Origin of the sequence: Streptomyces sp. NPDC057900, assembly GCF_042887885.1 — a bacterium.
GTDB lineage: Bacteria > Actinomycetota > Actinomycetes > Streptomycetales > Streptomycetaceae > Streptomyces.
The window spans coordinates 1244946-1259760 of record NZ_JBHVOI010000002.1; the positions used below are offsets into that span (position 1 = coordinate 1244946).

11 protein-coding genes are annotated in these 14815 nt (G+C 70.7%); 2 read left to right on the forward strand and 9 right to left on the reverse strand.

Features of this window, described 5'->3' with window-relative positions:
- Positions 1-81: 81 nt before the first annotated feature.
- The 6 genes from ACFVQ0_RS12975 to ACFVQ0_RS13000 all read right to left on the reverse strand — a co-directional run bounded on the left by ACFVQ0_RS12975 (position 82) and on the right by ACFVQ0_RS13000 (position 8528).
- Positions 82-3927 carry a multifunctional oxoglutarate decarboxylase/oxoglutarate dehydrogenase thiamine pyrophosphate-binding subunit/dihydrolipoyllysine-residue succinyltransferase subunit gene (locus ACFVQ0_RS12975; RefSeq protein ID WP_390087269.1) on the reverse strand — a complete coding sequence of 1282 codons (3846 nt, stop codon included), beginning with the start codon at positions 3925-3927 and terminating at the stop codon, positions 82-84.
- Between the two features lie 257 nt (positions 3928-4184).
- Entirely contained in the window at positions 4185-5261 is a 1077-nt protein-coding gene (locus ACFVQ0_RS12980; RefSeq protein ID WP_390087271.1) for an ATP-binding protein, read from the reverse strand.
- Positions 5258-5995: a response regulator transcription factor gene (locus ACFVQ0_RS12985; RefSeq protein ID WP_014154105.1), complete on the reverse strand. Its 738-nt coding sequence runs from the start codon at positions 5993-5995 to the stop codon at positions 5258-5260. Before ACFVQ0_RS12985 ends, ACFVQ0_RS12980 begins: the two co-directional genes overlap by 4 nt.
- 235 nt (positions 5996-6230) lie before the next feature.
- Complete coding sequence (locus tag ACFVQ0_RS12990; protein ID WP_390087273.1) at positions 6231-6923, reverse strand: spermidine synthase; 693 nt, start codon at positions 6921-6923, stop codon at positions 6231-6233.
- 138 nt (positions 6924-7061) lie between these two features.
- Positions 7062-7880 carry a nucleotidyltransferase gene (locus ACFVQ0_RS12995; protein ID WP_390087274.1) on the reverse strand — a complete coding sequence of 273 codons (819 nt, stop codon included), beginning with the start codon at positions 7878-7880 and terminating at the stop codon, positions 7062-7064.
- 63 nt (positions 7881-7943) lie between these two features.
- Complete coding sequence (locus ACFVQ0_RS13000; RefSeq protein ID WP_390087276.1) at positions 7944-8528, reverse strand: isochorismatase family protein; 585 nt, start codon at positions 8526-8528, stop codon at positions 7944-7946.
- 219 nt (positions 8529-8747) lie between these two features.
- Between ACFVQ0_RS13000 and lon the strand changes: the two genes are divergently transcribed.
- Entirely contained in the window at positions 8748-11174 is a 2427-nt protein-coding gene (gene lon / locus ACFVQ0_RS13005; RefSeq protein ID WP_390087278.1) for an endopeptidase La, read from the forward strand.
- 100 nt (positions 11175-11274) lie between these two features.
- Here the strand turns inward: lon and ACFVQ0_RS13010 are convergent, their stop codons facing one another.
- Together ACFVQ0_RS13010 and ACFVQ0_RS13015 are read right to left on the reverse strand one after the other, a co-directional pair.
- Positions 11275-11955, reverse strand: coding sequence for a polysaccharide deacetylase family protein (locus tag ACFVQ0_RS13010; RefSeq protein WP_390087808.1), 681 nt, complete (start codon positions 11953-11955; stop codon positions 11275-11277).
- A 312-nt stretch (positions 11956-12267) separates the two neighbouring features.
- Complete coding sequence (locus tag ACFVQ0_RS13015; protein ID WP_390087280.1) at positions 12268-13122, reverse strand: lysozyme; 855 nt, start codon at positions 13120-13122, stop codon at positions 12268-12270.
- A 224-nt stretch (positions 13123-13346) separates the two neighbouring features.
- Here ACFVQ0_RS13015 and ACFVQ0_RS13020 point away from each other — a divergent pair, with 224 nt between their 5' ends.
- The gene (locus ACFVQ0_RS13020) at positions 13347-13844 is read left to right on the forward strand and encodes a MarR family winged helix-turn-helix transcriptional regulator (RefSeq protein ID WP_390087282.1); all 498 of its coding nucleotides are present in this window, start codon (positions 13347-13349) and stop codon (positions 13842-13844) included.
- A 49-nt stretch (positions 13845-13893) separates the two neighbouring features.
- Here the strand turns inward: ACFVQ0_RS13020 and ACFVQ0_RS13025 are convergent, their stop codons facing one another.
- Positions 13894-14679, reverse strand: a complete 786-nt coding sequence (locus ACFVQ0_RS13025; RefSeq protein WP_390087284.1) for a hypothetical protein — start codon at positions 14677-14679, stop codon at positions 13894-13896.
- Positions 14680-14815: the final 136 nt, after the last annotated feature.

The window sequence follows — 14815 nt, forward strand, 5'->3', positions numbered from 1 at the left end:
CTCCGAGCACCGGCGGCAACGCCGAGGGCCCGGCCCCGCGATGGATTCGCGGGGCCGGGCCCTCGGTTCGTGATGTGCCGGTCAGGCCTCGAAGACCTCGTCGAGCAGCTGGGTCTGCTCGGCCTGGTGACGCTTGGCCGAGCCGACTGCGGGCGAGGAGCCGCGCGGCCGCGAGATGCGGCGCAGGCGCTCACCGTGCGGGACGTCGGCGCCGACGGCCAGGTCCAGGTGGTCGATCAGGTTCAGGGCGATGAACGGCCACGCGCCCTGGTTGGCCGGCTCCTCCTGGGCCCACAGGTACTTCGCGGCGTTCGGGTACTTGGCGATCTCGGCCTGGAGCTCGGCACCCGGCAGCGGGTACAGGCGCTCAAGGCGGATGATCGCGGTGTCCGTCACGCCGCGCTTCTCGCGCTCGGCCTCAAGGTCGTAGTAGACCTTGCCGGCGCAGAAGACGACCTTGCGCACCGCGTTCGGGTCGACCGAGTCGTCACCGATCACCGGACGGAAGCCGCCGGTGGTGAACTCCTCGGCCTTCGACGCGGCCGCCTTCAGCCGGAGCATCGACTTCGGGGTGAAGACGATCAGCGGCTTGTGGTGCGGGTTGTGGACCTGCCACCGCAGGAGGTGGAAGTAGTTCGACGGCAGCGTCGGCATGGCGACCGTCATGTTGTCCTGCGCGCACATCTGGAGGAAGCGCTCCGGGCGGGCGGACGAGTGGTCCGGGCCCTGGCCCTCGTAGCCGTGCGGCAGCAGCAGCGTGACGCCGGAGGTCTGGCCCCACTTCTGCTCGGCCGAGGAGATGAACTCGTCGACGACGGTCTGCGCGCCGTTGACGAAGTCACCGAACTGGGCCTCCCAGATGACCAGCGACTCCGGGCGGGCCAGCGAGTAGCCGTACTCGAAGCCCATCGCCGCGTACTCGCTGAGCAGCGAGTCGTAGACGTTGTAACGGGCCTGGTCCTCGGAGAGGTAGAGCAGCGGGGTGTAGTCCTCGCCGGTCTTCTGGTCGACGAGCACCGCGTGGCGCTGGCCGAAGGTGCCGCGGCGGGTGTCCTGGCCGGCGAGCCGGACCGGGGTGCCCTCCATCAGCAGCGAGCCGATGGCGAGCGTCTCGCCCATGCCCCAGTCGATGGTGCCGTTGTCCACGGAAGCGGCACGGCGCTGCATCTGCGGCATCAGGCGCGGGTGGACGGTGATCGAGTCGGGGATGTTGACCTGCGACTCGGCGATCAGCTTCACGACCTCCGAGGACACCGCGGTGGTCACGGCCACCGGGAACTCGGCCTGGACGTCCGGGACGTGCGGCTGGGACGGCGCCGAGGTGGCCTCGCGGACCTCCGCGAAGACCTTCTCCAGCTGGCCCTGGAAGTCCTGGAGCGCCTGCTCGGCCTCCTCCAGCGTGATGTCGCCGCGACCGATGAGGGACTCGGTGTAGAGCTTGCGCACCGAGCGCTTCTTGTCGATCAGGGTGTACATCTGCGGGTTGGTGAACTCCGGGTTGTCGCCCTCGTTGTGACCGCGGCGGCGGTAGCAGATGAGGTCGATGACGACGTCCTTGTTGAACGTCTGCCGGTACTCGAAGGCGAGCCGCGCGACGCGGACCACGGCCTCCGGGTCGTCGCCGTTGACGTGGATGATCGGCGCCTCGATCATGCGCGCGACGTCCGTCGCGTACATCGAGGAGCGCGAGGACTCCGGGGCGGCGGTGAAGCCGACCTGGTTGTTGATCACCACGTGCACGGTGCCACCGGTGCGGTAGCCGCGCAGCTGCGACATGTTCAGCGTCTCGGCGACGACGCCCTGGCCCGCGAAGGCCGCGTCGCCGTGGAGCGCGACGGGCAGGACGGTGAAGTCCGTGCCGCCCTTGTTGATGATGTCCTGCTTGGCGCGGGCGATGCCCTCCAGGACCGGGTCGACCGCCTCCAGGTGCGAGGGGTTGGCGGCCAGCGAGACCTTGATCTGCTCGCCGTCCAGACCGGTGAAGGTGCCCTCGGCGCCCAGGTGGTACTTCACGTCACCGGAGCCGTGCATCGACCGGGGGTCGAGGTTGCCCTCGAACTCACGGAAGATCTGCGCGTACGACTTGCCGACGATGTTCGCCAGGACGTTCAGCCGGCCGCGGTGGGCCATGCCGATGACGACCTCGTCCAGGCGCGCCTCGGCGGCGGAGTCGATGACCGCGTCGAGCAGCGGGATGACGGACTCGCCGCCCTCCAGCGAGAACCGCTTCTGGCCGACGTACTTGGTCTGCAGGAACGTCTCGAACGCCTCCGCGGCGTTGAGGCGGCGCAGGATCCGCAGCTGCTCCTCGCGCTCCGGAGCGGGGCGCGGACGCTCCACCCGGTCCTGGAGCCACTTGCGCTCCTTCGGGTCCTGGATGTGCATGAACTCGATGCCGGTGGTGCGGCAGTACGACTCACGCAGCACACCGAGGATGTCGCGGAGCTTCATCAGGGTCTGCCCGGCGAAGCCGCCGACGGCGAAGTCCCGCTCCAGGTCCCACAGGGTGAGGCCGTGCTCGGTGATGTCCAGGTCGGGGTGCTTGCGCTGGCGGTACTCCAGCGGGTCGGTGTCGGCCATGACGTGGCCGCGGACCCGGTAGGAGTGGATCAGCTCGAAGACCCGTGCGGCCTTGGTGACGTCGTCATCGTGCGAGGCGTCGATGTCCTTGAGCCAGCGGACCGGCTCGTAGGGGATGCGCAGCGCCTTGAAGATCTCGTCGTAGAAGTCGTTCTCGCCGAGCAGCAGCTGGGACAGGATCCGCAGGAACTCGCCGGACGCGGCGCCCTGGATGACCCGGTGGTCGTACGTCGAGGTCAGGGTCATGACCTTCGAGATGCCCAGCTTGTTCAGGGTGTCCTGCGAGGTGCCCTGGAACTCCGCCGGGTAGTCCATCGCGCCGACGCCCATGATGAGGCCCTGTCCGGGCATCAGGCGGGGCACCGAGTGGACGGTGCCGATGCCGCCGGGGTTGGTGAGCGAGGCGGTGACGCCGGTGAAGTCGTCCATGCCGAGCTTGCCGTTGCGGGCCCGGCGGACGATGTCCTCGTAGGCCTGCCAGAACTCGAAGAAGTTGAGCGTCTCGGCCTTCTTGATGGCCGCGACGACCAGCTGGCGGTCGCCGTTCGGCTTCACCAGGTCGATGGCCAGGCCGAGGTTGACGTGCTCCGGCTTGACCAGGGTCGGCTTGCCGTCCTTCACCGCGAAGGAGTGGTTCATCGCCGGCATGGCCTTGAGGGCCTGAACCATCGCGTACCCGATGAGGTGCGTGAAGGAGATCTTCCCGCCCCGGGCGCGCTTGAGGTGGTTGTTGATGACGATGCGGTTGTCGAAGAGCAGCTTCACCGGGACGGCGCGGACGGACGTGGCCGTCGGCAGCTCCAGCGAGGCGTTCATGTTCTTCGCGACCGCGGCGGACGGGCCGCGCAGCGTCACGTACTCGGGCCCGGCAGGGGCCTCCGCGGCCGGTTCGGCGGCGGCCTTGGCGGCCGGGGCGGCCTTCGCGGGAGCCGGTGCCGCCTTCGCCGGGGCGGCCGGAGCGGCAGGAGCCGCTGGGGCGACCGGGGCGGGTGCGGGCGCCGGGGCGGCAGGCGCGGCCGGGGCCGGGGCCTGGGCCGCGGGCTGCACGGGCGCGGCAGGGGCGGTGTGGTTGGTGGCGGTCGGCGCGGTCACGGCCGGAGCCGTGGGCACCGCAGCCCCCGCGGCTGCGGCGCCGGGAACGGGCTTGTCCGCCGTGCCGGACGTACCCGGCTTGTAGTCGGCGAAGAAGTCCCACCAGGCGCGATCGACCGAATTGGGATCCTGGAGGTACTGCTGGTAGATCTCGTCGACGAGCCACTCATTGGGGCCGAAAGCAGCAGCCGGGTTCGAACCCGGGCTGGCTTGGTCGGTCGAGATGCTCGAGTTACTGGGGGACTGAGACGACACGGCGGCAACCGCCCTCTTCCGCTTCACAAGGTGGTGGACAGCGGAAATCAAGGCTACGCCTCCCGGACCGTTCCATGCGGACCGGGCCGGTCTTCGTCGTGCAAGTCACATCGAAAGTCGGGTTTCGGCGCAGGAAATGGCGGGAAACAAGCTTGGTTCCGCATTGCTCCGGGTACGCGAGACCGCAGTTACGGCCCCTTGGACCGTACCCCTTGAACAGAACACGCAGAACGTGCCCTTCCGGTTCGAACCCTATGTCAACCTCGCGGTTGATGGGTCCCCGGAAGAGTGACGCGGATGCGGCATCCGCGAGCTGATTCGGCCACACCGATCCGTCCGCCGTGCAGATCCACCGCCCAGCGGGCGATCGCCAGGCCGAGCCCGGTACCGCCGTCACTGCCCGGACCGTGCGGGGACGTCACGTCGCCCCGGTTGAAACGCTCGAAGACCCGGTGCCGCTCGGACTCCGGAATGCCGGGGCCCTCGTCCAGGACCTCCAGATGCAGCGACTCCGGCTGACTGCCGCGCCGGGCGCGCACCGTCACCCGGCCGTGCGGCGGGCTGTGCTTCACCGCGTTGTCGATCAGGTTCGCCACCACCTGGTGCAGCCGCTCCGCGTCCGCGTGCGCGGTCAGCTCGGGCGGCGACACGTCCAGATGGAGATGGACGTCCTTACGGGTGGAGTTCCCGGAGCCGGACGACAGCCGGCGGTGACCGGTGGCCAGGTTCGCCTCCTTCAGCACCCCCGACAGATACGGCCACACCTCGAACCGGCGGGCCTTCAGCGTGACGACCCCGTTGTCCAGCCGGGACAGGTCCAGCAGCGTCTCCACCAGCCTGCCGAGCCGCTCGGTCTGCTTGAGGGCGGTGCGCATGGTCTCCGGATCGGGCGAGGACACCCCGTCCACGACGTTCTCCAGCACCGCTCTCAGCGCCGCGATGGGCGTGCGCAGCTCATGTGAGACATTCGCCACCAGCTCCTTGCGGTGCCGGTCCACGGCCGCCAGATCGTCCGCCATCAGGTTGATCGTCTGGGCCAGATCGCCCAGCTCGTCACGCCGGTCGGCGCCGCTCACCCGTCTGGTGTAGTCGCCGTGCGAGATCGACCGGGCCACGGCCCGCATCTCGTCCAGCGGCGCGGTCAGGCCGTGTGCCACGAACTGGGTGATCAGCAGGGTCGCGATGACCGAGAACACCGTGATGAACCGCAGCTCGGTACGGGTGCGCAGGGCCACCATCAGCAGCCCGGTCGTGATGAAGACCGAGACCACGACGAGGGTGCCCAGCTTGGCCTTGATCGAGAACGGCCGCAGCCCCGGTCCGGGCGCGGTCATGGCGCGGGGGTCTCCAGGGCGTAGCCGACACCGTGCACGGTACGGATGCGCTCCGCGCCGATCTTCCGGCGCAGCGCCTTGATGTGGCTGTCGACGGTCCTGGTGCCGGAGGCGTCCGCCCAGTCCCAGACCTCGGCCAGCAGCTGCTCCCGGGACAGCACCGCGCGCGGCGTGTTGGCCAGGCAGACCAGCAGGTCGAACTCGGTCGGCGTCAGATGGACGTCGTCCGCCCGCACCCGCACCCGGCGCTGCGCGTGGTCGATCTCCAGCTCACCGAGGCGCAGTATGCCGCTGCGCGGCGTCACGGCGGCCAGTGCGGCCCGCTCGACGCGGCGCAGCAGGACGTGCACCCGGGCCGCCAGCTCGCGCATGGAGAACGGCTTGGTCATGTAGTCGTCGGCGCCGACCCCGAGGCCGACGAGCATGTCGGTCTCGTCGTCCCTGGCGGTCAGCATCAGGACCGGCACCGGGCGCTGGGCCTGTACCCGGCGGCAGACCTCCAGCCCGTCGAAACCGGGCAGCATGATGTCGAGCACCATCAGATCCGGCTGCCAGGCCTCGGCCGCGTCCACGGCCGCGGGGCCGTCGAGCGCGGTCTGCACCAGGAAGCCCTCGGCCCGCAGCCGGGCGGAAATGGCATCGACGATCGTCGCGTCGTCCTCGACCACCAGCACCCGGCGCTGCGCGCCAGGGGTGGCCGCGACACCGTTGTGGGTGGTGTGTGTCTGTTCCATCGCCCCGCCCCTGCCCGTTCTCGCGGGGGTCATTCCCCCGGACGCACGGTTATCGCTTGTGAATTTCGCGGGAGATCCCGTTATCGGTCAGCAGCGTAAAGGCAGCGGACGCTTCCCGGCTACGCAGGGTGCAAGGGCGCGGGGGCGCGCGGCCCGCGCGAAGGAGGTGGAGTGTCGCTCTTGTGGCGCTTGGACCCCGGCCGTCCCCGGGGTCCGGATACCCGGCGGGGGAATCTCAGTCGGCGCGAATTGCGAGATGGACCACGTCGGGCACACCTCGGGCAACGCCTACCTCTTCGGTCCGAACCCCATGGAATCCGGCATCCCGCAGGGCTTCCTCGAACTCTGCGGACGGCTGGGCGGACCACACCGCGAGCACTCCGCCGGGGGTGAGGCACCGGAGGCAGTCGGCCAGACCGGCGGGGGAGTAGAGGTTCCCGTTGTCCTCCGTGACCGTCCAGTCCGGCCCGTTGTCGATGTCCAGACACAGTGCGTCGTAACGTTCCGTAGTGGTACGGAGATGGCCGACGAGATCCGCCGTCAGGATCCCGGTCCGCGGATCGGCCAGCGCCTCTCCCGAGATCCCGGCCAGCGGCCCGCCCAGGTGCCAGTCCACGATGGCCTGTTCCCGCTCCACCACCACGACCCGGCCCCAGCGGGGTTCAGAGGCGGCCCGCGCGAGCGAGAACCCGACCCCGAGGCCGCCGATGAGCACCGCCGGGGCCGGCCGGTCCGCGGGCAGCGCGGCGAGGGCGGCGTCGATCAGCAGCCGCTCCGAACGCCCGTCCGAGGTGTCCATCAGGAAGCACCCGTTGGCGATGATCTCGAAGTCGTCGCCCCGCCTGCGCAGGACGACCTCCCCGTACGGTCCCTCGCGGCGGTCGAGGGTGACGGGGGCGAGGGCGTCGGGGCCGTAGGCGTGGTGCATGGCGCGGGTCTCCGGTGGGTTGGTCGGCGGGTGCGGTCACCGCCGGTCGGTGTCGGGCCCATCCTGGCCCGAGCGGCGGTGCCGGGGCCAGCGGGTTGCCCGGCCGGCGGGGCGCTGGGTGCCCGGTTCGCGGCGCGGTCAGGGGCGCGATGCCTTCTCGCCGTGCACCGCGATGTGCTCGGCCGCCAGCCACGGGGCGAGGTCGTCGACGAGCACCGACAGGACGGCCGGGTCGGCGGTCGGGGTGCGGCCCGTACGGGCGGCGAGCCGCATCTGTTCCGCCCGCTCGGGCAGCTGCGGGTAGTAACGGGCGAAGAGCTCGGCGCACTCGGACAGATCGCTGGTCCAGCCGCCCCACCTCGGCATCACCAGCGTGAAGCCCGTCCGTACGATCCGGCGGGCGACGCGGCGGCTCATGGCGCGGCGTTCGGAGTCCGTCGTGGCCCCGGCCGCCCGCTCGTGCCAGCCGGGCAGCAGCAGGCACAGGTCGCCGTTGGTCTCCCGGGCGAGGAGCGAGCCCGGCCGGTAGCGCGGCAGCCGCCCGGCGAGGTCGTCGCCGAGCAGCGGGGTGCACAGGCAGGCGATGAAGAAGCCCATGTCGTGGCGTTCGAGTTCGCTGAGCACGGTGTCCCTGCCGGACAGCAGGACGCCGACGCCGTCGATCTCCCCGAACGAGGCGTCGAGTCCGGCCCCGACGGCGTCGGTGTCTGCCCGGTCCGCCCCGGTGGGTTCGTCGTGCAGGACCAGTTGCAGATCCAGGTCGGAGACGCCGGGAACGGCCGTGCCGCGCGGAATGCTTCCGTAGATGTAGGCGCTGTCCAGCCGGTCGGGGCCGAAGACCTCCGAGATCCGGGAACGGGCAGCCGCCACGACCGGCGCGAACCGTTCCGGCACCCGGCTCAGCGAGCCCTCGCGGGCGATCGTGCCGTCGGGTTCCAGTCCTCTGTCCTCGTTCATCTGTCCTCGTTCATACGGGCACTCTGCCCTGCCGCCCGGACCATGCCGAACGCTTTTCCGGGCTCAGCGCGGCCGGGACGGCGGGGCGGTGAACGTCACGTCCGCGGCCGCCACGGTGACCTCGGCATCGCCGCTGATCGCCCACGCCGCGACCCGGGACACCACGGCGGCCGGGACGGCGGCGCTGATGCCGGGGGCGGCCGGGATGTCCTGCGTCGCGTGGGCGTCGTACGGCAGGACGACCCGGTAGCCCAGGGCCAGGGCGGTGCGGGCGGTGGCCTGGACACACATCTCCGACATCACCCCGCACACCGCGAGCGACTGGGCCCCGGCACCGCTCAGCAGCTCTCCCAGCCGGGTGCCCGCGAAGCCGTCGTCCCTGGTCTTGCGGATCACCACCTCCCGGGGACCGGCCTCGACGGGCAGGTGCAGCGCCCAGCCCGGGGTGTGCGGCTCGTCGCCCGAGCCGGGCGCGCCGTCGTTCTGGAGGTGCACGACCAGCGCGCCGCCGCTCCGGGCCCGTGCGATCAGCTCCGCCACCCGCTCCAGGAGTCCGGCCGCGCCGGGCACCGCGCGGTCGCCCGCCACCCCCGCTTTCTGGACGTCGACGACCAGCAGGGCCTGCGAGGGGGAAGCCGCATCGTTCATGGCGCCATACTGTCCGGCGCGGCCGCCGCCTTCCACGGGATTTCGCGGGATTTCACGGGCGCTCTCCCGTGTTGCACGAAGGGCAGGCGGAGGCAGTCGTTCCCGTTCGCGCTCCTGACCGGGCTCCTGATCGCTCACAGCGAACACGGCTTGGGGAACATTGAGCAGCTCATAAGCATTGAGTCTGCATAGCTCAACTTGACTGCCGAAGGGGAGATCATGGCTACTGAGTCCAATGCGGTCACACCGCTCACCCTGCCTGTGCTGCCGCTCGACGACGAGGTCGTGCTGCCCGGAATGGTGGTGCCTCTGGACCTGTCCGACACCGACGTACGCGCCGCTGTGGAGTCCGCGCAGGCCGTCACCCGAGAGGGCGGCGGCAAGCCCGAGGTGCTGCTCGTCCCGCGCATCGACGGCACCTACACCGGCATCGGTGTCATAGGCACCGTCGAACAGGTCGGACGGCTCTCCGACGGAGACCTCGGCGCGCTCATCCGGGGCCGCGGCCGGGTACGGATCGGCGCCGGTACCGGCGGACCGGGTTCCGCGCTCTGGGTGGAGGGCACCCGGGTCGACGCGTCGGCCCCCGATCCCCTTCCCGGAGCCGTCGCCGAGCTGGCCAAGGAGTACAAGGCACTCGCCACCAGCTGGCTGAAGCAGCGCGGCGCCTGGCAGGTCGTGGACCGGGTCCAGCAGATCGAGGACATCTCCACGCTCGCCGACAACTCCGGATACTCCCCCTTCCTCACCACCGCCCAGAAGGTGCGGCTGCTGGAGACCGCCGACCCGGTCGCCAGGCTGAAGCTCGCCATCCAGTGGCTCGGCGAACACCTCGCGGAGCAGGACGTCGCGGAGTCCATCGCCAAGGACGTCCAGGAGGGCGTCGACAAGCAGCAGCGCGAGTTCCTGCTGCGGCGCCAGCTCGACGCCGTCCGCAAGGAGCTCTCCGAACTCAACGGCGACTCCGGCTCCGGCGACGAGTCCGACGACTACCGGGCCCGCGTCGAGGCGGCGGACCTTCCCGAGCACGTCCGCGAGGCCGCGCTCAAGGAGGTCGACAAGCTGGAGCGCTCCTCCGACCAGAGCCCCGAGGGCTCCTGGATCAGGACCTGGCTCGACACCGTCCTCGAACTGCCGTGGACCGAGCGGACCGAGGACGCCTACGACATCAAGGGCGCCCAGGAGATCCTGGACGCCGAGCACGCGGGCCTGCAGGACGTGAAGGAGCGCATCACCGAGTACCTCGCGGTGCGCAAGCGGCGCGCGGACCGGGGTCTCGGCGTGGTCGGCGGGCGGCGCGGAGGCGCCGTGCTGGCCCTGGTCGGTCCGCCCGGCGTGGGCAAGACCTCGCTCGGGGAGTCCGTCGCGCACGCCATGGGCCGTAAGTTCGTCCGCGTCGCGCTCGGCGGCGTCCGGGACGAGGCGGAGATCCGCGGCCACCGGCGCACCTACGTCGGCGCGCTGCCCGGACGCATCGTCCGCGCCATCAAGGAGGCCGGTTCGATGAACCCGGTCGTCCTGCTCGACGAGATCGACAAGGTCGGCTCCGACTACCGGGGCGACCCCGCCGCAGCCCTCCTCGAAGTGCTCGACCCGGCCCAGAACCACACCTTCCGCGACCACTACCTGGAGGTCGAACTCGACCTCAGCGACGTCGTCTTCCTGGCCACCGCCAACGTCCTGGAAGCGATCCCGGAAGCCCTGCTCGACCGGATGGAGCTGGTCAGGCTCGACGGCTACACCGAGGACGAGAAGGTCGTCATCGCCCGCGACCACCTGCTCCCGCGCCAGCTGGAGCGGGCCGGCCTGGAGCAGGACGAGGTCACCCTCGACGAGTCGGCCCTGCGCAAGCTGGCCGGCGAGTACACCCGCGAGGCAGGCGTGCGGAACCTGGAGCGTTCCGTGGCCCGGCTGCTGCGCAAGGTCGCGGCCCAGCACGAGCTGGGCGACCGGGAGCTGCCGTTCACGGTGACCGACGAGCACCTGCGCGGCCTCATCGGCCGCCCGCACCACGTCCCCGAGTCCGCCCAGGACCCGGCCGAGCGCCGCACCGCGGTGCCGGGCGTGGCCACCGGGCTCGCGGTGACCGGTGCCGGGGGTGACGTCCTCTTCGTCGAGGCCTCGCTCGCCGACCCGGAGACCGGTGCCTCCGGACTGACCCTCACCGGCCAGCTCGGTGACGTCATGAAGGAGTCGGCGCAGATCGCGCTGAGCTTCCTGCGCTCGCACGGCGCGGAGCTGGAACTGCCGGTCGCGGACCTCAAGGACCGGGGTGTGCACATCCACTTCCCGGCGGGCGCGGTCCCCAAGGACGGCCCGAGCGCGGGCATCACCCTGACGACCGCGCTGGCCTCGCTGCTCTCCGGACGGCTGGTCCGTACGGATGTGGCGATGACCGGTGAGGTGTCGCTGACCGGACGGGTGCTGCCGATCGGCGGCCTGAAGCAGAAGCTGCTCGCCGCCCACCGCGCGGGCATCACCACCGTGGTGATCCCGCAGCGCAACGAGGCGGATCTGGACGACGTCCCCGCCGAGGTGCTGGAGACCCTGGAGGTCCACCCGGTCACCGACGTCCGCCAGGTGCTGGAGATCGCCCTCGCCCCGGCCTCGGCCCTCGCGGAGCGGAGGATCCCGGCCGCCGCTTGAGCGCCACGGCGTGACGGACGTGGCACCACGCGCACGGCCGGTACGGGCGGCCCGCCTCCCCCTTCGCGGGGGCGGCGGGCCGTTTCGCGTACCGGAGGTCCTACGGGCGGTAGATGGTCCCCGGGACCGGCTCGGCGGGTGCCATCAGCTGGGGGACCGTCACGAAGGTGTAGCCCTGCTTCTTCAGCGCGTCGATGATGCCCGGCACCGCGGGCACCGAGCCCTTGTAGATGTCGTGCAGCAGGATGATGCCGTCCTTGCTCGCCTGGTCGAGTATCCGCTTCTTGATCAGCGCGGAGTCGGTCGTCGAGTAGTCCTTGGCGGTGGCGCTCCACAGGATCTGGGAGAGCCCCAGGTCCTTGCTGATGTTGGAGACGGTGTCGTCGGTGCGGCCCTGCGGCGGGCGCATCAGCCTCGGCTTCTTGCCGGTGATCGCCGCTATCGCGTCCTGCGTCTTCTCCAGCTCGGCGCGTATCTGGGCGGGCTTCTTGTCCGTCAGGATCTCGTGCGACCAGGTGTGGTTGGCCACCTCGTGACCCTCGGCCTCGATCCGGCGGACCGTGTCCGGGTGCTTCTTCACATGGTTCTTGCCCAGCAGGAAGAAGGTCGCGTGGACCTTCTTCTCCTTGAGGATGTCCAGCAGGTGGGGGGTGTCCTCGGCCGGGCCCGCGTCGAACGTCAGGGCTATGCACTTGGCCTTGCGGCAGTCCACCGGGCCGAAAGAGCCCTTGGAGTCCGAGGCGGCGTCGGCGCGCGCGGAACCGGGGGCGGTGGTCTCCATCGAGCAGCCGCTGAGCGTGAGGGTGAGGGCTGTCACAAGGGTGACGGCCAACCCCGTACCGATCGACTTCGTCCTACTGGGCAAGGCGGGTCACTCCTTCTTGGCTGAATGTCTTGGCCGAATGGCGCACTCGGCGTGCGCCCGGAGGGACTATACACACCGCGTATACATGCCATGTATAGCGGGGGTGCCTGCCTCCCTCAGATGCTTCATCGCAGGTCAGGGGCGTGGAACGGGAAGAGCCCGGTGACGGGGTGCGTCACCGGGCTCTTCTGTGGGGAGGGTGCGCCGGGCGGTTGCCGGCGGGGCGGCTCAGCCGTTGGCCAGCGCCTGTACGCGGTCGAGGGCGCCGTTGAAGTGGCTGTGGTCGCCCACGGTGGGGCCCGTCGAGGTGTACTGCCACATCGTGTAGAAGCCCCAGCCGGCCGGGAGCGCGCCGACCGTGGAGTTGTAGCGGGCCACCCAGAGCGGGTTGGTGGTGCCGAAGCCCGCGTTGTTGCCCGTGCAGGTCTGCCACCAGCTCGTCGCGGTGTAGATGACCGCGTCGCGTCCGGTGCGCGCCTTGTAGGTGTTCACGAAGTCGCGGATCCAGGAGACCATCGCGGCCGGGGTCTTGCCGTAGCACTGGTCGCCGTACGGATTCCACTCGATGTCGAGCGCGCCCGGCAGCGTCTTGCCGTCCTTGGACCAGCCGCCGCCGTGGTCGACGAAGTAGTTGGCCTGCACGGCGCCGCTCGTGGTGTCCGGGGTGGCGAAGTGGTACGAGCCGCGGATCATCCCCACGTTGTACGAACCGTTGTACTGCTGGGCGAAGTCCTCGTTCGTGTAGTACGTGCCCTCACTCGCCTTCACGTACGCCCACTTGACGCCGCTGCTCCAGAGGGCGGACCAGTTCACGGCGTTCTGGTGGCCGCTGACGTCCACGCCCTCCGTCTGCACCGCACGGGTGTCGGTCGGCAGTCCGCCCCGGCCGTCGTGGGCGGCGACGCCCATGCCCATGGTGGCCGAGCCCCTGGCGGGCTTCGTGGGGTCCCCGGTGGCCGGGTTGCCCGCGGCGCCCGCGGCGCCGGGCAGGGTGATGAGGAGGGAGAGTGCTGCGAGCAGAGTTCCCGCGGCCGCGATGCGTGAGCGGCGAGCGGTCTTCGAGCCGGATCTGTGCACGGGCATTGCGTGCCTCCGAGGCCTCAGTGGGGGGATCTGCTGACTCAGGGACCGGTGGGCGCACCCCTGATGGCACGTCATGGTGTGAACATGCCATGCATGACGCTACGCACGTAGACCCGTGCTGCGGAAGAGGGCCGGGGCGGTGCCGTTGGTCTACTCCTGCGAAATACTGGCGGAGCTGCGGCGATGACCAGCGGTGAAAGAAACTTTCAGCGGCAGGAAAGCTCATGAGGGGTGTTGACGTGCACGGGAGCGAAAAAGGGAGTGAACCCGGCGCAGCCGGGACGAGTGGTGTGGACCACGAATTCCTCGCCCTGGAGCTGGAATTGGCCGTGTTCCTGCGCCGCGCACGGGCGAATTCCGGCGAGATGGCGCGCGAGGTGCACCCCGAGCTGGAGGCCGCCGCCTACGGGCTCTTCGTGCGCCTGGAGTCGGCGGGCCGGCAGCGGGCGACGGATCTCGCCTCGTACTTCGGGGTCGGCAAGGCCACCATGAGCCGTCAACTGCGCGCCCTGGAAGGTCTCGGACTGGTGGCGCGCGAGCCCGATCCGGCCGACGGGCGGGCCTTCCTCGTCCGTCTCACCGACGAGGGCCTCGAACGCTTCCGGCACGTCCGCGACGCCCGCCGGGACCGCTACGTACGCAAGCTCGCGGACTGGGACCGGGCCGAGGTCGCGGAACTGGCCCGGCTGCTGCACCACTTGAACGCCCGCGCGGAGGACTGAGCCGCAGACCTGGGCGGAGGCGTGGCGGGGTGTCGCGCCGCGCACCTGCTCACAGCTCCGCGTAGACCGCTGTCGCGTCGTCGTGGGTCTTGGCGCGCCGCAGCCGCGTACGGTCCGTGTCCGCGTCCTCCAGGGTCCGCACCCGGTCGATCAGTCCCTGGGGCCCCTCCTTGCGCAGCACCCCGAGGCAGTCCGTCCAGTCGCCCTCGCCGAACATCTCCGTCCAGCGGCTCGCGCCGTCCGTCATCGCGGCCATGGCCCGCACCTCGGCGCGGGGCGTGCGCCCCGTCACCGCGCGCCGCGCCACGGCCGGATCGGCGGCGGCGGTGAAGAAGCCGCCCTCCTTGTTCCGGACCCGCGCGTCCGCGATCGCCTCCGAGGCGAGCGATCCGGCCGGCAGCCGGTCCAGCCGGTCGTCCAGCAGGGCGCGCACGGTCCCGTCGGGCGATTCGAGGAGCAGTACGGAATCGGACAGGACCAGGTGTTCGACGGAGGTCTCGTCCCAACGCACCATGACGACGGTTGCCTGTGGCGTGCGTACGTGAGAAAGGTCACACAGGGGGCGGTGTGTGTCAGCGGTGCGCCGGATGGACTCGGCCAGGATCTCCCGCAGGGTCAGATCCCGCCGCGAACCCGACAGTTCGACCAGGGCGCCGCCCAGCCGTGCGGTGAACCACGGGACCGAATGCACACAACCGTCGTCCCCCTGCGGCGGGGTGACCCCGTCGAGCAGCACCAGCCCTCCACCCTGGCCGGAGGCGGGGAGGACGGTGGCGGCCCAGTCCTCGTTCGAGCGCCCGGGAATGCCGGGGGCGGTGGCGAGCTCCATACGCATACGGTCAGTCTGCACGACGCCTTCACGAGGCGTGCACGGAGCCGGGCCGGCTCGTACCAGCAGGTCAGGCGGGCGGCTGGAGCGGAGGTAATCACTCCGCCAAGCGTGCGGGCGGGCATCCTGCCAAAGGCCGCCC